The organism is Pantoea sp. GM_Pan_4 (assembly GCF_026541005.1).
Taxonomy (GTDB): Bacteria; Pseudomonadota; Gammaproteobacteria; order Enterobacterales; family Enterobacteriaceae; genus Pantoea; species Pantoea dispersa.
Genome location: NZ_JALNUZ010000002.1, coordinates 521,783 through 539,706, shown reverse-complemented (window position 1 = coordinate 539,706; position 17,924 = coordinate 521,783). Strand labels below are relative to the sequence as shown.

19 protein-coding genes are annotated in these 17,924 nt (G+C 59.1%); 11 read left to right on the top strand and 8 right to left on the bottom strand.

Annotated elements, in window-relative coordinates:
• The first annotated feature begins 42 nt into the window (after positions 1 to 42).
• The 7 genes from dksA (at position 43) to panD (ending at position 5,653) form a co-directional block, all read left to right on the top strand.
• The gene (dksA, locus tag OXR61_RS08520) at positions 43 to 498 is read left to right on the top strand and encodes an RNA polymerase-binding protein DksA (protein ID WP_021507512.1); all 456 of its coding nucleotides are present in this window, start codon (positions 43 to 45) and stop codon (positions 496 to 498) included.
• Positions 499 to 571: 73 nt separating this feature from the next.
• Entirely contained in the window at positions 572 to 1,504 is a 933-nt protein-coding gene (gene gluQRS / locus OXR61_RS08515) for a tRNA glutamyl-Q(34) synthetase GluQRS (RefSeq protein ID WP_040679710.1), read from the top strand.
• 38 nt (positions 1,505 to 1,542) lie between these two features.
• The gene (pcnB, locus tag OXR61_RS08510) at positions 1,543 to 2,958 is read left to right on the top strand and encodes a polynucleotide adenylyltransferase PcnB (RefSeq protein ID WP_206099480.1); all 1,416 of its coding nucleotides are present in this window, start codon (positions 1,543 to 1,545) and stop codon (positions 2,956 to 2,958) included.
• Positions 2,955 to 3,440 (top strand): 2-amino-4-hydroxy-6-hydroxymethyldihydropteridine diphosphokinase, encoded by a 486-nt coding sequence (gene folK / locus OXR61_RS08505; protein WP_021507515.1) that lies wholly within the window; start codon positions 2,955 to 2,957, stop codon positions 3,438 to 3,440. The genes pcnB and folK overlap by 4 nt, the downstream gene beginning before the upstream one ends.
• An 82-nt stretch (positions 3,441 to 3,522) precedes the next feature.
• Complete coding sequence (gene panB, locus OXR61_RS08500; RefSeq protein WP_021507516.1) at positions 3,523 to 4,317, top strand: 3-methyl-2-oxobutanoate hydroxymethyltransferase; 795 nt, start codon at positions 3,523 to 3,525, stop codon at positions 4,315 to 4,317.
• Between the two features lie 15 nt (positions 4,318 to 4,332).
• A complete protein-coding gene (gene panC, locus OXR61_RS08495) occupies positions 4,333 to 5,187 on the top strand; it encodes a pantoate--beta-alanine ligase (protein WP_021507517.1) in 855 nt (284 codons plus the stop codon).
• 85 nt (positions 5,188 to 5,272) lie between these two features.
• Positions 5,273 to 5,653, top strand: coding sequence for an aspartate 1-decarboxylase (panD, locus tag OXR61_RS08490; protein WP_021507518.1), 381 nt, complete (start codon positions 5,273 to 5,275; stop codon positions 5,651 to 5,653).
• Between the two features lie 36 nt (positions 5,654 to 5,689).
• Here panD and OXR61_RS08485 read toward each other — a convergent pair whose 3' ends face one another.
• From OXR61_RS08485 to hpt, 4 genes are all read right to left on the bottom strand, one after another.
• Positions 5,690 to 6,697: an acyltransferase gene (locus tag OXR61_RS08485; RefSeq protein WP_031279697.1), complete on the bottom strand. Its 1,008-nt coding sequence runs from the start codon at positions 6,695 to 6,697 to the stop codon at positions 5,690 to 5,692.
• Positions 6,698 to 6,848: 151 nt separating this feature from the next.
• Positions 6,849 to 7,619, bottom strand: coding sequence for an ABC transporter permease (locus OXR61_RS08480; protein ID WP_021507520.1), 771 nt, complete (start codon positions 7,617 to 7,619; stop codon positions 6,849 to 6,851).
• Positions 7,616 to 8,542, bottom strand: a complete 927-nt coding sequence (locus OXR61_RS08475) for an ABC transporter ATP-binding protein (protein ID WP_021507521.1) — start codon at positions 8,540 to 8,542, stop codon at positions 7,616 to 7,618. Before OXR61_RS08475 ends, OXR61_RS08480 begins: the two co-directional genes overlap by 4 nt.
• 245 nt (positions 8,543 to 8,787) lie before the next feature.
• Positions 8,788 to 9,324 carry a hypoxanthine phosphoribosyltransferase gene (gene hpt / locus OXR61_RS08470; RefSeq protein WP_021507522.1) on the bottom strand — a complete coding sequence of 179 codons (537 nt, stop codon included), beginning with the start codon at positions 9,322 to 9,324 and terminating at the stop codon, positions 8,788 to 8,790.
• A gap of 154 nt (positions 9,325 to 9,478) precedes the next feature.
• On the opposite strand from hpt, the gene OXR61_RS08465 reads away from it, so the two are divergent.
• Entirely contained in the window at positions 9,479 to 10,774 is a 1,296-nt protein-coding gene (locus OXR61_RS08465; RefSeq protein ID WP_021507523.1) for a cystathionine gamma-synthase family protein, read from the top strand.
• Here the strand turns inward: OXR61_RS08465 and cueO are convergent.
• Positions 10,761 to 12,374 carry a multicopper oxidase CueO gene (gene cueO / locus OXR61_RS08460; RefSeq protein WP_021507524.1) on the bottom strand — a complete coding sequence of 538 codons (1,614 nt, stop codon included), beginning with the start codon at positions 12,372 to 12,374 and terminating at the stop codon, positions 10,761 to 10,763. The genes OXR61_RS08465 and cueO overlap by 14 nt on opposite strands.
• Positions 12,375 to 12,551: 177 nt before the next feature.
• Between cueO and OXR61_RS08455 the strand changes: the two genes are divergently transcribed.
• The 3 genes from OXR61_RS08455 to speD all read left to right on the top strand — a co-directional run bounded on the left by OXR61_RS08455 (position 12,552) and on the right by speD (position 14,692).
• Positions 12,552 to 12,899 carry a YacC family pilotin-like protein gene (locus OXR61_RS08455; RefSeq protein WP_021507525.1) on the top strand — a complete coding sequence of 116 codons (348 nt, stop codon included), beginning with the start codon at positions 12,552 to 12,554 and terminating at the stop codon, positions 12,897 to 12,899.
• A 109-nt stretch (positions 12,900 to 13,008) separates the two neighbouring features.
• Complete coding sequence (speE, locus tag OXR61_RS08450; protein WP_021507526.1) at positions 13,009 to 13,863, top strand: polyamine aminopropyltransferase; 855 nt, start codon at positions 13,009 to 13,011, stop codon at positions 13,861 to 13,863.
• 19 nt (positions 13,864 to 13,882) lie between these two features.
• The gene (speD, locus tag OXR61_RS08445; protein ID WP_021507527.1) at positions 13,883 to 14,692 is read left to right on the top strand and encodes an adenosylmethionine decarboxylase; all 810 of its coding nucleotides are present in this window, start codon (positions 13,883 to 13,885) and stop codon (positions 14,690 to 14,692) included.
• A gap of 78 nt (positions 14,693 to 14,770) precedes the next feature.
• On the opposite strand, the gene OXR61_RS08440 is transcribed toward speD, so the two are convergent.
• The 3 genes from OXR61_RS08440 to OXR61_RS08430 are packed head-to-tail and all read right to left on the bottom strand — an operon-like array spanning position 14,771 to position 17,783.
• The gene (locus OXR61_RS08440; protein ID WP_022547144.1) at positions 14,771 to 15,532 is read right to left on the bottom strand and encodes a DeoR/GlpR family DNA-binding transcription regulator; all 762 of its coding nucleotides are present in this window, start codon (positions 15,530 to 15,532) and stop codon (positions 14,771 to 14,773) included.
• A 6-nt stretch (positions 15,533 to 15,538) separates the two neighbouring features.
• The gene (locus OXR61_RS08435) at positions 15,539 to 16,519 is read right to left on the bottom strand and encodes a D-threonate 4-phosphate dehydrogenase (RefSeq protein WP_021507528.1); all 981 of its coding nucleotides are present in this window, start codon (positions 16,517 to 16,519) and stop codon (positions 15,539 to 15,541) included.
• Complete coding sequence (locus tag OXR61_RS08430) at positions 16,512 to 17,783, bottom strand: four-carbon acid sugar kinase family protein (RefSeq protein WP_021507529.1); 1,272 nt, start codon at positions 17,781 to 17,783, stop codon at positions 16,512 to 16,514. The genes OXR61_RS08435 and OXR61_RS08430 overlap by 8 nt, the downstream gene beginning before the upstream one ends.
• Between the last annotated feature and the right edge of the window lie 141 nt (positions 17,784 to 17,924).

The window sequence follows — 17,924 nt, the reverse complement described above, 5'->3', positions numbered from 1 at the left end:
CTGAAACAGAACGGGTAGTGCGTGTTATCCAGGAGAAACAACATGCAAGAAGGGCAAAACCGTAAAACATCGTCCCTGAGTATCCTCGCCATCGCTGGGGTGGAGCCGTATCAGGAGAAACCGGGCGAAGAGTATATGAATGACGCCCAGCTGAGCCATTTCCGCAAGATTCTGGAAGCCTGGCGCAACCAACTCAGGGATGAAGTAGACCGTACTGTGTCGCATATGCAGGACGAAGCTGCCAACTTCCCGGATCCGGTTGACCGTGCCGCCCAGGAAGAGGAATTCAGCCTGGAGCTGCGTAACCGCGATCGTGAGCGCAAACTCATTAAAAAGATTGAGAAAACGCTCAAGAAAGTGGAAGACGACGACTTTGGCTACTGCGAATCCTGTGGGGTCGAAATTGGTATCCGCCGTCTCGAAGCGCGTCCGACCGCCGATCTCTGCATTGACTGCAAAACGCTGGCAGAAATCCGCGAGAAGCAGATGGCAGGCTAATGGCCGTTAACAGACTGTCGCCGCACAGCCGGGAAAACCACTGTTTTCCCGCCGTGCGGTGTACCACAGCATGATGTCCGCCACGCTTCCCTGCATCGGGCGTTTCGCCCCCTCTCCTTCCGGTGATCTTCATTTCGGTTCGCTGATAGCCGCATTAGGCAGCTACCTGAGCGCGCGTGCGCAGCAGGGCCGCTGGCTTGTGCGCATTGAAGATATTGATCCGCCACGTGAAGTCGCCGGTGCCGCAACGCGCATCCTGCGTCAGCTGACCCATTATGGGCTGCACTGGGACGGCGACGTGCTGTGGCAGTCGCAGCGCCACGAGGCTTATCGCGCGGCGCTGAGTTGGCTGCGCGAACATCGTCGAAGCTACTTCTGTACCTGCCCGCGCAGCCGCATTCAGCAGCTGGGCGGCTTTTACGACGGTCACTGCCGCGATTTACATCTGCCGCCGGCCGGCGCCGCGCTGCGGCTGCGTCAGCATGCGCCGGTGTACGGTTTTGACGATCGCCTGCGCGGCCATCTGCAGGCGGAGCCGCGTCTGGCGCAGGAAGACTTTATTATTCACCGTCGTGACGGCCTGTTCGCCTATAACCTTGCGGTGGTGGTCGATGACCATTTTCAGGGCGTGACGGAGATTGTGCGCGGTGCGGATTTGATTGAACCAACGGTGCGCCAGATTGCGCTGTATCAGCAGTTTGGCTGGCCGGTGCCGGCTTATCTGCATCTGCCGCTGGCAATTAACCCGGACGGTAATAAATTGTCGAAGCAGAACCACGCGCCGGCCTTACCGGACGGCGATCCGCGACCGGTGCTGGTGCAGGCGCTGAGCTTCCTGGGGCAGTGGGTTTTGCCAGGCTGGCAGGACCATGGGCTGGAGGCGCTGCTGGACCATGCCATTACACACTGGGATAGCGCATCGATTCCGCGGCATGATGCGCAACAACCGGATGAGGCGACAACGCCATTCCTAAATGGTTCGCAACAGGCTATGATTAGCCGCTGATTTTATTCACACCCATTTTCTCACTGTCGAGGTGTCCCATTTTTACCCGAGTCGCTAATTTTTGCCGGAGAGTCCTCAAGCGTGATGAGGAGGCCCCTGAAGAGGTGGAAACCGTAAGTCTGATGACCGTTATCCCCCGGGAAAGCCACAATATCTCACGCAAAGATATCAGCGAAAACGCTCTCAAAGTGCTGTATCGCCTGAACAAAGCCGGATACGAAGCCTATCTGGTCGGCGGCGGCGTGCGCGATTTGCTGCTGGGTAAAAAGCCGAAAGACTTTGACGTGACCACCAACGCCACGCCGGAGCAGATGCGTAAGCTATTCCGCAACTGTCGCCTGGTCGGGCGTCGCTTCCGTCTGGCGCATGTGATGTTCGGTCCGGAAGTGATCGAAGTCGCCACGTTCCGCGGCCACCATCAGGAAGAGAGCGTCGACGATCGCAACGGTTCGCAGCGCGGTCAGAACGGCATGCTGCTGCGCGACAACATTTTTGGCAACATTGAAGATGATGCGCAGCGCCGCGATTTAACCATCAACAGCCTCTATTACAGCGTGGCTGATTTCACCGTGCGCGATTACGTCGGTGGCCTGCAGGATCTGCAGGAAGGCATCATCCGCATGATTGGCGATCCGGAAACGCGCTACCGCGAAGATCCGGTGCGTATGCTGCGCGTGGTGCGCTTCGCCGCCAAGCTGGATATGAGCATTGCGGCAGAAACCGCCGAGCCGATTCCCCGCCTCGCCACGCTGCTGAATGACATTCCGCCGGCGCGCCTGTTTGAAGAGTCGCTGAAGCTGCTGCAGGCCGGTTACGGTTATCGCACCTATCTGATGATGCGCGAATACCAGCTGTTCCAGCCGCTGTTCCCGACGCTGGCGCGCAACTTCACCGAACAGGGCGACAGCCCGATGGAGCGCATGCTGGCCCAGGTGCTGAAAAACACCGATACCCGCCTGCATAACGATATGCGCGTGAATCCGGCGTTCCTGTTTGCAGCGATGTTCTGGTATCCGCAGCTGGAGTCAGCCGAGCAGATTGCGCAGGAGAGCGGCCTGACCTATTTCGATGCCTTTGCGCTGTCCATGAACGAAACGCTGGATGAAGCCTGCCGTGCGCTGGCGATTCCGAAACGTATCACCACGCTGATTCGCGATATCTGGCAGCTGCAGCTGCGCATGTCGCGGCGTCACGGTAAGCGCGCATGGAAGCTGATGGAGCATCCTAAATTCCGCGCCGCCTACGACCTGCTGGCGCTGCGCGCAGAAGTCGAGAACAACGCCGAGCTGTTGCGCCTCAGCCAGTGGTGGGGCGAGTTCCAGTCGGCGGTGCCGACACAGCAGAAAACCATGCTCAATACTCTGGGTGACGATCCGGCCCCGCGCCGTAAACCGCGCCGTCCGCGCCGTCGTCCAGCTGGCCCGCGCCGCGACAGCAACCACAGCGCGTCATGACGCGGGTCTATCTCGCCTTAGGCAGTAATCTCGCCGATCCGCTGCATCAGGTTGATGCAGCGCTGGCCGCGCTGGATGCCATTCCCGATACCCACCGCGTAGCCACCTCCGCGTTTTATCGCACGCCACCCTACGGCCCGCCGGATCAGCCGGATTATCTCAACGCCGTGGTGGCGCTGGAGACCACACTGGCCGCAGAAACGCTGCTCGATCACACCCAGCGCATTGAGCTGGAGCATGGCCGGGTGCGCAAAGCCGAACGCTGGGGCCCGCGCACGCTGGACCTCGATATTATGCTGTTCGGCAATGCAGTGATCCACACGCCGCGCCTGACGGTGCCGCACTACGATATGCACAACCGCGCCTTCATGCTGGTGCCGCTGCTGGAGATCGCGCCAGCGCTGCGGCTGCCGAACGGCCAGCCGCTGGCCGGCATTCTGGCGACGCTGGACCGCAGCAGCATTCGCTTGTGGTCCGCCTGACGCGGCAGAATCGCACGCCCGTCGTATCGCCTTTGCAATCAATCCAGTACACTGCGCGCATCAGAAAATGCTGGAGATTGCGATGAAACCCACCACCCTCTCTCACTTACGCCAGCTGAAAGCCAGCGGCCGCAAGTTCGCCACGCTGACCGCCTACGATTTCAGCTTCGCGCGCCTGTTTGCCGACCAGGGCATTCCGCTGCTGCTGATTGGCGATTCGCTCGGCATGACCGTGCAGGGCCATGATTCCACGCTGCCGGTGACAGTCGACGATATTGCTTATCACACCGCCGCTGTGCGGCGCGGTGCGCCTAACGCGCTGGTGATGGCCGACCTGCCGTTTATGAGTTACGCCACGCCGCAGCAAACCTTTGAAAGTGCTGCGCAGCTGATGCGCGCCGGTGCCAACCTGGTAAAACTGGAAGGCGGCGCCTGGCTGGCAGAGACCGTGCGCATGCTGACCGAGCGCGCCGTGCCGGTGTGTGGTCATCTGGGATTGACGCCGCAGTCGGTTAATATCTTTGGTGGCTACAAGGTGCAGGGGCGCGATGAAGCGGCAGCCGAGCGCCTGCTGGCGGATGCGCTGGCGCTGGAAGCGGCCGGCATGCAGCTGCTGGTGCTGGAGTGCGTACCTGTCGCGCTGGCTGAGCGCGTCACAAAAGCGTTGTCGGTACCGGTGATCGGCATCGGTGCCGGTAACGTTACCGACGGCCAGATTCTGGTGATGCACGACGCGTTTGGTATTACCGGCGGCCACATTCCAAAATTTGCCAAAAATTTCCTTGCGGAAACCGGCGACATTCGTGCGGCAATTCGCCAGTATATGGCCGACGTTGAAGCAGGCACCTACCCTGCTGCCGAACACAGTTTCCAGTAAATCAGGAGATTTGCAGTGCTGATCATTGAAACGCTGCCGCTGCTGCGCCGTGAGATTCGACGCTGGCGCCAGGCAGGTAAACGCATCGCGCTGGTGCCCACTATGGGCAACCTGCATGAGGGGCATCTGACGCTGGTGGATGAAGCACGCCAGCGCGCAGATATCGTGGTGGTATCGATCTTCGTTAACCCGATGCAGTTTGATCGCGCCGACGACCTGGCGCGCTATCCGCGCACGCTGCAGGACGATTGTGAAAAACTCAATCGCCACAGCGTCGACCTGGTCTTTGCCCCGGCGCCGGCCGATGTCTATCCGCAGGGTCTCGACAGCCAGACGTTTGTTGAAGTCCCGGGCCTCTCCTCGCTGCTGGAGGGTGCCAGCCGTCCCGGTCATTTCCGCGGCGTGGCCACCATCGTCAGCAAGCTGTTTAATCTGGTGCAGCCGGATATCGCCTGTTTTGGCGAGAAGGATTTTCAGCAGCTGGCGATCATCCGCAAGATGGTGGCGGACATGGGCTTTGACATTGACATCGTTGGCGTGCCGACGGTGCGCGCCAAAGACGGTCTCGCGCTCAGCTCACGTAACGGCTATCTTACTGCCGATGAACGCAAGCTGGCGCCGGTGCTCAGCCAGGTGATGAACAGCATGGCGCAGCGCCTCAGCAACGGCGAGCGGCACGTGGATGAGATTATTGAACACGCCGAACAGACGCTGCGCGACCAGGGCCTGCGCCCCGACGGCCTGGCCATCTGCGATGCCGATACGCTGCAGCCGCTGACGGTCGACAGCCAGCGCGCAGTGATTCTGATGGCTGCCTGGCTCGGCAATGCACGTTTGATTGATAATCAGCAAGTGGATCTGACGGTTTAACGCCGTCGTTTATGGGCAGCATGTACCCGCTACACACTGCGCGGTAGAAACCGGCCGCGCACGGGTATAACAAAGGTATCACGCTATGATTCGTACCGTATTACAAGGCAAACTGCACCGCGTGAAAGTGACGCAGGCGGATTTGCATTATGAAGGCTCCTGCGCCATCGATCAGGATTTTCTTGATGCCTCCGGCATTCTGCAATACGAAGCCATCGACATCTATAACGTCACCAACGGCCAGCGCTTCTCTACCTATGCCATTGCCGCCGAGCGTGGCTCGAAAATCATTTCGGTCAACGGTGCAGCCGCGCGCTGTGCCTGTCAGGGCGATCTGCTGATCATCTGTTCTTATGTGCAGGTGGAAGATGAAGTGGCGCGCAGCTGGCAGCCCAAAGTGGCCTACTTCGACGGCGATAACGAGATGAAACGTATCGCTAAAGCGCTGCCGGTACAGGTGGCCTGATCATCCCGCGCGCTGTACTGACAGCGCGCCTTTCCCTTATACGCCCGCCAGCTGCGGCTGCCCTTTGCGCTTCAGCGTAAACAACCAGTCAAACCATCCTTTTGCCCGCAGTACGCACAGCGCCGTTGGCAACGCCAGCGCGACGCTGAACGCCAGCACAAAATGCAGGTCAGCCAGCCACGCAGAGTGGCCGTCGTGGCGCAGCAATTTACTGCACACCTGAATCGCCAGATAGTGCGACAGATAAAACACAATCGAATGGCGGCCAACGTAGTTAACCGCCCGCAGATTGATACGACAGGCCAGCGCAACGAACAGCGGGATTGAGGGCAGCGCCAGCGGCAGCAGCCACGGCGAATGCTGACGCAGCCCGCCCCACAGGCTGAACGCCGCGAGCAGCATAAAGGCGATCAGCGACAGCAGCAGCGGCGTACGACGCTGCGCGAACGCGGCAATATCAATATCCTGGCGCACCAGCCAGTCGGCGCTGTAGAAGAAGGCAAACAGCACCAGCGACTTGTTCAGATGCAGGTTGTCGAAACTGGCAAACAGCGAGTCAGGCGGCACCGGCGGCAGCAGCACCGCACCGGCAACGCACAGTGTCAGCACCAGCGCCGCAGGCAGGCGGCGCGCCGGGATAATCAGCACAAAAAACAGAAACAGCGAGTGCAGAAACCAGGTGATATCGCCGCCGCTCAGATGGCCGAGCGCGATAGCCAGCGGCGACTGTGGGTGATTGGCCATCGCGCTGAAGGTCCACTTCAGACCGCCGTAGATCAGCGCCCAGACGGCAAACGGATAGAGAATGCTGCTGACTTTGTTTCGCAGATAGCGCGCCTGCCCGTGGCGTAAACCGCTGGCGACGAACAGTCCGGAGACGAAGCACATCAGCCCCATACGCACCGGCGCCAGCAGCTGATTTACCAGCTCGTTAAAGGTAGTAAAGTGCCCGGCCTGCTGGTTCACTGCAATCATGCAGTGCAAAAAAATCACCGCCAGAATGCTCATGCCGCGTAAATTATCAATCCATGATACCCGATTCACTCTTCGCTTCCCCGCTGCTTTTTTGGTCAGCGGCCACTATGGGGAAAGCCACGGGCTGAAAGCACAAGACGCGTCTGGAACTGCGTAAAGCAGGTAAAAAAAAGCCGCCGCCGGACGACGCCGGCAGCGGCTTCTTATTCTGACCTGCGCCTCAGGTGCGCAAGCCGCGTCCGCGCTGAATCAGCGCATATACCAGCACGTAAAACACCACGATAAACGCCACCAGCACTGACAGCGTCAACACCAGCGGAACATCGTTGATGCCAAGGAAGCCATAGCGGAACCCGCTGATCATGTACACCACCGGGTTGAGCTTCGACACCGCCTGCCAGAACGGCGGCAGCAGCGCCAGCGAGTAGAATACGCCACCGAGGTAAGTTAACGGCGTCAGCACGAAGGTCGGGATCAGGCTGATATCGTCAAAGGTGCGCGCAAACACCGCATTCAGCAGGCCCGCCAGCGAGAACAGAATCGCCGTCAGCAGCAGCGTGATCGCCACCATCGGCCACGAGAATACGTGGAACGGCACGAAAAACAGCGACACCGCCGTCACCAGCACGCCCACGCACACGCCGCGCGCTACGCCGCCGCCGACATAACCGGCGATAATGATGTGCGTCGGCACCGGCGCCACCAGCAGCTCTTCAATGTTGCGCTGGAACTTGGCGCTGAAGAATGACGAGGCGACGTTGGCGTAAGCGTTGGTGATTACCGCCATCATAATCAGGCCCGGCACGATAAACTGCATATAGCTGAAGCCGTGCATATCGCCGATGCGTGAGCCGATCAGATTGCCAAAGATAATGAAGTACAGCGTCATGGTGATCACCGGCGGCACCAGCGTCTGAATCCAGATGCGGGCAAAACGGTTGATCTCTTTGCTCCAGATACTCTTGAGCGCCACCCAGTACAGATGCGTCATGCGGTTACTCCTGTTTTTCCCTGCGTCAGGCTGACGAACAGCTCTTCCAGACGATTCGCTTTATTGCGCATGCTGAGCACCTGCACGCCCTGCGCGCTCAGCTGGCTGAATACGCTATTCAGCCCCTGTTCACGCATCACTTCCACTTCCAGCGTTGAGGTATCAACCAGACGATACTGGAAGCCCTCCAGCTGCGGCAGCGGGCTGCGCGGCGCCAGGTCGAGGATAAAGGTTTCCGACTGCAGCTTGGACAGCAGCCCTTTCATTGAGGTGTTCTCCACCAGCTCGCCGCTCTGGATGATGCCGATGTTACGGCACAGCATTTCCGCCTCTTCCAGATAGTGGGTGGTCAGGATGATGGTGGTGCCTTTGGCGTTCAGCTCTTTCAGGAACACCCACATCGAGCGGCGCAGTTCGATATCCACACCAGCCGTCGGTTCATCAAGAATCAGCAGTTTCGGTTCATGCATCAGCGCCCGGGCAATCATCAGCCGGCGCTTCATCCCGCCGGACAACATGCGCGCCCGTTCGTTACGCTTGCCCCACAGGTCGAGCTGATTGAGGTATTTTTCCGCGCGCTTGTTCGCTTCGGCGCGTTCCACGCCGTAATAACCGGCCTGATTAACCACAATCTGCATTACGGTTTCAAACGGGTTAAAGTTGAATTCCTGTGGCACCAGCCCAAGCTGCCGCTTGGCGTTGACCACATCTTTCTGCAGGTCGTAGCCAAACACGCGCACGCTGCCGCTGGATTTGTTCACCAGCGAGCTGATAATGCCAATGGTGGTGGACTTACCGGCACCGTTAGGGCCCAGTAAGGCATAAAAGTCGCCTGCTTCCACGTTGAGATCGAGGCCTTTCAGCGCCTGTACGCCGCCGGGATAGGTCTTGGTCAGCCCGGAAAGTTCCAGTGCATAAGTCATTGCGAGTCCGTACCCTGTTGTAGTGACATCATAGCCATATGAAATGATAGTGCGCTCGCGTCGAGCGTGCGGGGTTATTCAGCGATAACGGTTGTGAAATCAAAGGAATTGCGCAGAGTGATAACCCACCACACTCTACCACTCTGCGTGCCGCAGGAAAACGCGTGCCGAGCCCGTAAGTCATTGAGTTACGGGCTGCGCATCTTATCGCAGGCGGAGGGAATCAGCCTTGGAAGATTGTGCGGTTATTCGTCCAGCAGCGTAACTTTGCCGATATACGGCAAATGACGGTAGCGCTGTGCGTAATCAATACCGAAGCCGACCACGAACTCATCCGGAATGGTAAAGCCGACAAACTCGACCGGCACCTCAACTTCACGACGCTCCGGCTTATCCAGCAGCGTGCAGATCGCCAGCGATTTTGGCTCACGCAGCTGCAGAATTTCACGCACTTTGCTCAGGGTGTTACCGGAGTCGATGATGTCCTCGACGATCAGCACGTCTTTGCCGCGAATGTCTTCATCAAGATCTTTGAGGATTTTCACGTCGCGCGTGGAGGACATGCCGCTGCCGTAGCTGGAGGCGGTCATGAAGTCGACTTCGTGCGCGACATCAATGGCGCGGCACAGGTCAGCCATAAACATGAAGGAGCCACGCAGCAGGCCGACCAGCACCATTTCGCTGCCGCTGTTGCGGTAGTGCTCGCTGATCTGCTTGCCCAGTTCGGCAATACGGGTTGCGATCTCCTGCTCAGAGATCATCACGTCGACGGTGTGTTTCATTGCATTCGCCTAAGAAGGTTTTCAGAAAGCCGCGCATTCTATCATAGTCGACGCACAGGCTAACGCCGCGCACAGAACGCAAACGTTATCGTGGCGAAATTTATTGCGCTGGCGTTAACTGTAAGCATCCTGCCCGCTCTCTCTGGAGATCCCTATGGCCGCTTCATCAGGTAAAAAAACGCAGATCGGCACGCGTGAACTGCATCCGGAAACGCAGATGCTCAACTACGGTTACGATCCGCGCCTGTCAGAAGGTGCGGTGAAGCCGCCGGTGTTTCTGACGTCAACCTTTGTGTTTAACAGCGCCGAAGAGGGCAAAGAATTTTTCGATTTCGTTGCCGGCCGCCAGCAACCGCCGGCGGGCAAAAGCGGCGGGCTGGTCTATTCCCGCTTCAACCATCCTAACAGCGAGATCGTCGAAGATCGGCTGGCCATTTATGAAGGTGCCGAAAGCGCCGCGCTGTTCTCTTCCGGCATGTCGGCGATTGCCACCACGCTGCTGACCTTTGCCCGTCCCGGCGAAGTGATCCTGCACTCGCAGCCGCTGTACGGCGGCACCGAAACGCTGCTGAGCAAAACGCTGCACGATCTGGAGATCAAAGCGGTGGGGTTCAGCGACGGCACCGACGAAGATAAAGTGTATGAAGCCGCGAAGCTGGCGTGGCAGCGCGGGCGCGTCGCAATGATTCTGATCGAAACCCCGGCCAACCCCACCAACAGTCTGGTAGATATCCAACTGATGCGTCAGGTGGCGGAGGTGATCACCCAGCAGCAGGGCTCCCGGCCGATTCTCGCCTGCGACAACACCCTGCTCGGCCCGCTGTTTCAGCGTCCGCTGCAGCACGGCGCGGATATCTCGCTCTACTCGCTGACCAAATATGTCGGCGGTCATTCCGATTTGATTGCCGGCGCCGCGCTGGGCAGCCGGGTGTTAATTAACAAGGTGCGTTCGCTGCGCAGCGCGATTGGCACCCAGCTCGATCCGCACTCCAGCTGGATGATTGGCCGCTCGCTGGAAACGCTGTCGCTGCGCATGGAGAAAGCCGCCAGCAATGCGGAACAGGTCGCGGCATTTTTACGCGATCACGCGCAGGTGGCGAAACTGCACTGGTTGCCCTATCTCGACGCCAGCAGTCCGGCAGGAGAAACCTGGCAGCGCCAGTGCAGCGGCGCCGGTTCCACCTTCTCCTTTGATATCGAGGGCGGCCAGGCTGCGGCATTCCGCTTTCTCAACGCGCTGGCGCTGTTCAAACTGGCGGTGAGCCTCGGCGGCACCGAGTCGCTCGCCAGCCATCCCGCCAGCACCACCCATTCCGGCGTGCCGCAGGAGGTGCGGGAGCGCATCGGCATCACCGACGCGACGGTGCGCCTGTCGATCGGCATCGAACATGCCGATGATTTGATTGAGGATATCCGCCTGGCGCTGGAAGCGGCCGTCAGCTCACCGTAAAGCCCAGCATCATGCCGGTATCTTCATGCTCCAGCAGATGGCAGTGCGCCATATAGGCATTTTCAGTATCGGCGACGTAGTTGAAGCGCACCAGCACTTCACTGCGCCAGCCGTTGACGCTGACCATATCTTTCCAGCCGGCGCGATGCGCCGCAGGCGGCTTGCCGTTCTCGGACAGAATGCGGAACTGCGTGCCGTGAATGTGGAACGGATGCAGCATGGCATCGCCTTCGCCGGAGATGGTCCATTTTTCATATTTTCCCAGCGGCACGGCAAACATGGGCTTTTCCATGTTAAAGGCCTGACCGTTGATTTTGTTGCCGTTGTGGAAATCATATGCGGCGCTGCTGGCAGGGTTGCCCTGATCCATCGCCATATCGCCGTGATCCATGTTGCCATGATCCATCGCCCCATGGTCCATGTTCATGCTGCCGTGATCCATCGCTTTGCCCGCGCCGTGCTGGCTGCCCATCGCTTTGGCACCGTAGCGCTGCTGCAGCGCCTGCATGCCCTGCTGATCCAACTGCGGATCCATCATCAGCTGCAGCCAGCGGCTCTGCAGCCCTTCCGTTGCCGGCAGCGGCGGCACATCCACCAGCTGGTCTGGCAGCGTACCGCTGGCCATCACGCGCAGCGGCAGAATCTGCACCAGCGGCAGCGGCTGATCGAACGGCGCCAGCGTCATGCCCATCTGCGTGACCGGCAGCGTTACGATATCGAAGGTTTTGCCGTCTGAAGTATCCACCAGCACTTCAAAGCGCTCGCCCGGCAGCAGCGGCAGGCTCTCCACCTTCACCGGTTCAGCCAGCAGGCCACCGTCGCTCGCCACCACGTACAGCGGACGTTTATCGCTGGCGGCGATGTGCAGCGAGCGCGCGTTGCAGCCGTTGAGCAGGCGCAGGCGCAGCCAGCCGCGCGGCACCGCGTGCTGCGGATACGGCACGCCGTTGGTCAGCATCAAATCGCCAAACCAGCCCACGGCGGCGCGCATGATATCCAGCTGATAATCGATACGCGTACCGTCCTGAGTGAGCTGCTTATCCTGGAAAATCAGCGGCACATCATCTTCGCCCCACTGCATCGGCAGCCGCAGCTTGCCGGACGCCTCATCTTCCAGCAGTACCAGCCCCGCCAGCCCCTGCGCCACCTGATAGCCGGTTTTGCCGTGCTGATGCGGATGGAACCAGCAGGTCGCCGCCGGTTGATCGGGGGTAAAACTCACCTGACGCGTGGCGCCGGGCGCAATCAGCGCCTGCGGACCGCCATCCACCGCGCCGGGAATTTCCAGCCCGTGCCAGTGCAGCGTGGTGGCTTCCGGCAGGCGATTATGAATATTGACGGTGACGCTTTTCTCACGCTGCAGGCGCAGCGCCGGGCCGAGCAGGCTACCGTTATAACCCCAGGTTGGGACGGATTTGCCGTTCCACTGGCTGCTGCCGGTCATGGCGGTCAGCGTGTACTGGCCGTGTGCATCGGGCTCCAGCAGCGACGGGATGGGCAACAGCGGGCGCGTAGCGGCCATCAGCGAGCGACTCCACAAGGGCAGCGCACCGGCTGCACTGAGGGCGGCGGTCAGCTTGAGAAAATGACGACGTTGCATATTCATATCCTTATCGTGAATAGGGGCACAGCGTAAACCTTTCCCCTGCGGGAGGGTCAAGCGATGAAAGCGCCCGCCGGGATAAAAAGCGCGCCAGTGGCCCATTTAGCCAAATTTAGCGGAATCCCGGCAATAACTGTGCTAACGTCATTAAATTGTCCCTTGTTGAGAACGATTATGACGAAAAGCATCAAGATCCTGCTGCTGGCGGGACTCCTTGGCTTCTCCTCCACCAGTTTTGCCCTGAGCGAATCCGAAGCAGAAGATCTGGCTGACCTCACCGCGGTGTTTGTCTACCTGAAAAATGATTGCGGCTATCAGGATCTGCCCGACGCGCAGATTCGTAAAGCACTGGTGTTTTTTGCCCAGCAAAACCGCTGGGATCTGAGCAATTACAGCGCTTACAACATGAAATCCCTCGGTGAAGAGAGCTACAAAGATTTGAGCGGTATCGCCATCACCAACGACAAAAAGTGTAAGTCGCTGGCGCGCGACTCCCTCAGCCTGCTTGCCTACGTGAAATAATCCTCCGCCCTGCGCTGCTGTTAACGCCCTGACCGTGCAAGCACGGTCATAATTCGTTATGCTTTTTTCTGGCATTATTGCGCGTTAACAGCATAAGGAGCGCTCCGGCATGGCCGAAAAAGAGACCTGGCATGAGACGCTGCATAGCGGCTTTGGCCAATATTTCAGCGTAGACAATCTGCTATACCGCGATAAAACCGCGCATCAGGATCTGGTGATCTTTGAGAACGCCGCGTTTGGCCGCGTGATGGCGCTGGACGGCGTGGTGCAAACCACCGAGCGCGATGAGTTTATCTATCACGAAATGATGACGCACGTGCCGATTCTGGCGCACGGCAACGCCCGGCGCGTATTGATTATCGGCGGCGGTGACGGCGCGATGCTGCGCGAGGTCGCCCGGCATCAGCACGTTGAGCACATCACCATGGTGGAAATTGATGCCGGCGTGGTGAATTTCTGTCAAACCTATCTGCCTAACCACAGCGCCGGCGCTTACGACGATCCGCGTCTGCAGCTGGTGATCGACGATGGCGTTAACTTCGTCAGCCAGACCCAGGAACGGTTTGATGTGATCATCTCCGACTGTACCGATCCGATCGGTCCCGGCGAGAGCCTGTTTACCTCGGCGTTTTATGCCGGCTGCAAACAGGCGCTCAATCCCGGTGGCGTGTTTGTCGCGCAGAACGGCGTCTGCTTCCTGCAGCAGGATGAAGCGGTCAACAGCCACCGCAAACTCAGCCACTATTTCGCTGACGTCAGCTTTTATCAGGCGGCGATTCCGACTTACTACGGCGGCATCATGACCTTCGCCTGGGCGAGCGATAATCCGGCGCTGCGCCAGCCGGACCTTGCGACGCTGCAGTCACGTTTTGCCGCAGCCGGACTGCCCTGCCGTTACTACACGCCACAGCTGCACATCGGCAGCTTTGCCCTGCCGCAATATCTTTTAAACGCGCTCAGCTGATCTCAGGAGGTGAACCCAATTGCAAAAGCTAAAACTACATGGCTTCAATAATCTGACCAAAAGCCTGAGTTTTTGTATCTACGACATTTGCTATGCCAATAGCGAAGCCGAACGTGATGGCTATATCGCCTATATTGATGAGCAATATAACGCCAACCGCCTGACGGAAATCCTCACCGAGACCTGTTCGATTATCGGTGCTAACGTGCTGAATATCGCGCGCCAGGATTATGAGCCGCAGGGTGCCAGCGTGACGATTCTGGTCAGTGAAGAGCCGATCAATCCGCAGGATATCGATAATTCCGAGCATCCCGGCCCGCTGCCCAGTTCGGTGGTAGCGCACCTCGACAAGAGTCACATCTGCGTGCACACCTATCCGGAGAGTCACCCGGAAGGCGGTTTATGTACCTTCCGCGCCGACATAGAAGTCTCGACCTGCGGCGTGATTTCGCCTCTGAAGGCGCTGAATTATCTGATCCACCAGCTGGAGTCGGATATCGTGACCGTGGATTACCGCGTGCGCGGCTTCACCCGCGACGTCAATGGCGTGAAGCATTTCATCGACCATGAGATCAATTCCATTCAGAACTTCATGTCCGAGGATATGAAAGCGATGTACGACATGGTGGACGTTAACGTTTATCAGGAAAACATCTTTCATACCAAGATGTTGCTGAAAGAATTTGATCTGAAGTATTACCTGTTCAACACCAAACCTGAAGAGCTGAGCCCGCAGGAACACAAGCGCATTACCAATCTGCTGTGGAAGGAGATGCGTGAGATTTACTACGGACGCAATATTCCGGCGACGGGATTGAAGTTGTTATAACTCAGCGCCAGCAGTGGGTGAAGGCTGCGCCGCGGTAGCGCAGCGCACGTCATTCACCCGCTGATGCGGGCGGCACATTTACGCGGTCAGCTGCAGGCCAATGCCGCGCTCGCGCAAATCACGGCATACCGCTTCATCAAGGCGGGAATCGGTCACCACATCGGTCAGGCTATCAATCGGTGCCGCGCAGTACAGCGACCATGAGCCATATTTACTGCTGTCGGCCAGCAGAATGCGCCGGCGCGCGTTGGCCAGCAGATCCATCTTCAGCCCGGCTTTGTCTTCCGTCGGCGTGGTAATACCGCGCTCAATACTCCATGAGTTACAGCTGACAAACGCAATGTCCGGATTGATGCTGCGCAGCAGACGCCGGCCGTGCTCACCAATGCACGACTGGCTGGAGTCGTCGATGCGGCCGCCGATGATGGTGGTCTCAATCTGTTTAAACTCCGACAAAAACAGCGCAATGTGCAGATCGGCGGTGATCACCCGCAGCTGCAAATGGGTCAGCTGTCGTGCCAGTTCCAGCATAGTGGTGCCGGCATCCAGCACTACCGCATCGCCGGACTGCACATAGCTGGCGGCGAACTGGGCGATGGCCTGCTTCTCCGCCAGGTTACGCTGCATCTTCTCCAGCGTGGTCGGCTGCGTCGGGATAAAGCGGTTCAGCGTGACGCCGCCGTGGCTGCGGCTAATCACCCCTTCCTTGTCCAGCTTAATCAGATCGCGGCGAATGGTGGCTGGCGAAGCAGAAATGGCGCTCACCAGCTGTTCAACAGTGACCAGATTATGACTTTTGAGATAGTCCATAATCTGGTCGAGACGGCTTTGTCCCTTCATATTTCCCTATGCAAGCTGCATCGCGAGTTTAATCGAGATCGCCATGCTCGCAGAGTTCGCTTTACCTGTCCAGGCGATATCAAATGCCGTGCCGTGGTCGGCGGAAGTGCGGATAAACGGCAGTCCCGCCGTGATGTTGACGCCATCGTAAAAACCAAGCAGTTTCAACGGGATATGCCCCTGATCGTGGTACATCGCCACTACCATATCGTACTGCCCCTGCTGGCACTGTAAAAACACCGTATCCGGCGGGCACGGCCCATAGACATCAATGCCCTGCTGCTTCATTGCCTGGATCGCTGGCGTCACCGTGGTGATCTCTTCATCACCAAACAGGCCATTCTCGCCCGCGTGCGGATTGACCCCGGCGACGGCGATGCGCGGTTGGTCATAGCCCACGCGGCGCAGGAAGCGGTCAGCCATGCCGATCACCGTCTGAATACGTTCGCCGTTCAGCGTGTCGAGGAACTTACGCAGCGCGATGTGCGTGGTCACGTGGATCACTTTCAGATGGTCGGTATACAGCACCATGGCGTAATTTTTGGTCTGGGTCAGCTGCGCCAGCAGTTCGGTATGGCCGGGATAAAGGTGGCCCGCCGCGTGCAGCGCCTCTTTGTTCAGCGGGGCGGTGGCAATCGCCTGCACGTCGCCCGCCAGCGCCAGTTCGGTGGCGCGCTTCACGCAGCGCCAGGCCAGATCGCCAGCCTGCTTCTGTACCTTGCCCGGCTGCAGCGCATCAGGATCGGCCAGCGGCTCATCGATGACGTTAATGATGCCCGGTGCGAAATGCGCATCCTGCACGCTGTCCAGCACGCGCAGCTCGGCGTGCGGCGTAATGTTCAGCGCCAGCACCCGACGCAGCGTCGCGGCACAGCCGACCACCACCGCCGGAATGCCCGCCAGCTCCCCTTCCGCCAGCGCTTTAATGATGATTTCCGGGCTGATGCCCGCCGGATCGCCCATGGTCACCGCAATAGTGTTATTCACTCGACTTCTCCTCAATAAAACGAATGGCTTCTGCCAGGGTGTTTTCATCACCAAAGCCACCCGCTTTGGTCATCACCGGCAGGTGTAATTCACTGTTAAGCAGAACCCCGTACGGCACACAGCCCGCCACCTGGCCCTGAATCTGAAAGCCGCTGGCCCCGAACGCCTGCGCCACTGCGATGGCCACGTCACCGCCGGAAAGAAACAGGCCGGCAGGCTGAATGTGCGCGCAGACGGCGCGCGTCAGCTGCGCCAGAAACTGGCAGATGCGCTCGCCGAGCTGCTGGCGCGTAATCTGCTGCTGCTGACACAGCTGCGCAATCGCGTGGCGCTGGTCAGCCTGTTGCGTGGTGCGCACCACACAGTGCACGCCCTCGCGCAGCGCCTGGACCATCGCCTGCTGCCAGGCTGCCGCCTGCGGCCATGCCGGTGTGGCAAACAGCTGGCAAATATCAATATCAATCAAGCGGATGTCACGCTGGCTGGCGAGCCGGGCGATTTGCTGCTGCGCCATGGCGCTCATCGAACCGACTATCGCCAGCACCGGGCGAGAGGGTCGCGCAGCAAGATGCGCACCCAGCGCATCGCTTAACCCGGACGCGCCGACCAGCAGCGGACGTTCCGGCAGCGTCGCGGCAGCCGCGATAATGGCGTCGATATCCGCCTGCTGTTCCGCGTCCAGTACCAGCAGGCCCTGACTGGTCGCCAGCCGTGCGGCCAGCGTGCCACTGCGTACCGTGGCAAGATCGATCTGCTCGCCCGGCAGATCGCATTGCATCTGCAGGCGCGTCAGCACGTTACTGCTGGTCACCGGGGTTTTAGGATCGCTGGCAAATTCGGTGTCGATCAGGCGCTGTTGATGGATCCACACTTCCCCGCCGCGCGTGATGCGGCCCAGCTTAGGCACCGCCGGCACCACCAGCGCCAGCCGTTTCGCGCTGACCTGCAGCGCGGCCGCCACCTCAGCGCCTGGATTGCCGCGCAGCGTTGAGTCAATCTTCTTAAACAGCCAGTCGTGTTGCGCTATCTGCTGATGCGGCTGCATGGCGGCATGCGTGCGGCTGGCGGCTTCCGCTGCGCTGACCGCGCGGCTATCGGTGCTGATCACCAGCACATCCGCAGCGCCGGCCTCCGGGGGTGTCAGGTTATTGAACAGCACGTGGACGCGCGCGCCGGCCAGCGCGAAACCGCTGCCTGCGTCATTGGCGCCGGTAAAATCGTCGGCAATCACCAGAACGGGCGTTTTCCATGGCGATGAAGTCATTATCTCTCCTGTCACGGCCCCTTGCCGTGCTGCATTTGATTATATTCAATCATGATTGATTATATGTGAGCAAGATCAAATTAATTGAAATCGATATCGCCTATAAATTTAGCCTCAGAAAGGGATACACCCCGCACAGCA

Coding starts and splice junctions, on each gene's coding strand:
- cueO (WP_021507524.1), bottom strand. CDS start 12,374: ATGCAACGTCGTCATTTTCTCAAGCTGACCGCCGCCCTCAGTGCAGCC.
- OXR61_RS08455 (WP_021507525.1), top strand. CDS start 12,552: ATGACGAAAAGCATCAAGATCCTGCTGCTGGCGGGACTCCTTGGCTTC.
- OXR61_RS08480 (WP_021507520.1), bottom strand. CDS start 7,619: ATGACGCATCTGTACTGGGTGGCGCTCAAGAGTATCTGGAGCAAAGAG.
- hpt (WP_021507522.1), bottom strand. CDS start 9,324: ATGAAACACACCGTCGACGTGATGATCTCTGAGCAGGAGATCGCAACC.
- folK (WP_021507515.1), top strand. CDS start 2,955: ATGACGCGGGTCTATCTCGCCTTAGGCAGTAATCTCGCCGATCCGCTG.
- speE (WP_021507526.1), top strand. CDS start 13,009: ATGGCCGAAAAAGAGACCTGGCATGAGACGCTGCATAGCGGCTTTGGC.
- OXR61_RS08440 (WP_022547144.1), bottom strand. CDS start 15,532: ATGAAGGGACAAAGCCGTCTCGACCAGATTATGGACTATCTCAAAAGT.
- OXR61_RS08465 (WP_021507523.1), top strand. CDS start 9,479: ATGGCCGCTTCATCAGGTAAAAAAACGCAGATCGGCACGCGTGAACTG.
- dksA (WP_021507512.1), top strand. CDS start 43: ATGCAAGAAGGGCAAAACCGTAAAACATCGTCCCTGAGTATCCTCGCC.
- OXR61_RS08475 (WP_021507521.1), bottom strand. CDS start 8,542: ATGACTTATGCACTGGAACTTTCCGGGCTGACCAAGACCTATCCCGGC.
- gluQRS (WP_040679710.1), top strand. CDS start 572: ATGTCCGCCACGCTTCCCTGCATCGGGCGTTTCGCCCCCTCTCCTTCC.
- OXR61_RS08430 (WP_021507529.1), bottom strand. CDS start 17,783: ATGACTTCATCGCCATGGAAAACGCCCGTTCTGGTGATTGCCGACGAT.
- panD (WP_021507518.1), top strand. CDS start 5,273: ATGATTCGTACCGTATTACAAGGCAAACTGCACCGCGTGAAAGTGACG.
- panB (WP_021507516.1), top strand. CDS start 3,523: ATGAAACCCACCACCCTCTCTCACTTACGCCAGCTGAAAGCCAGCGGC.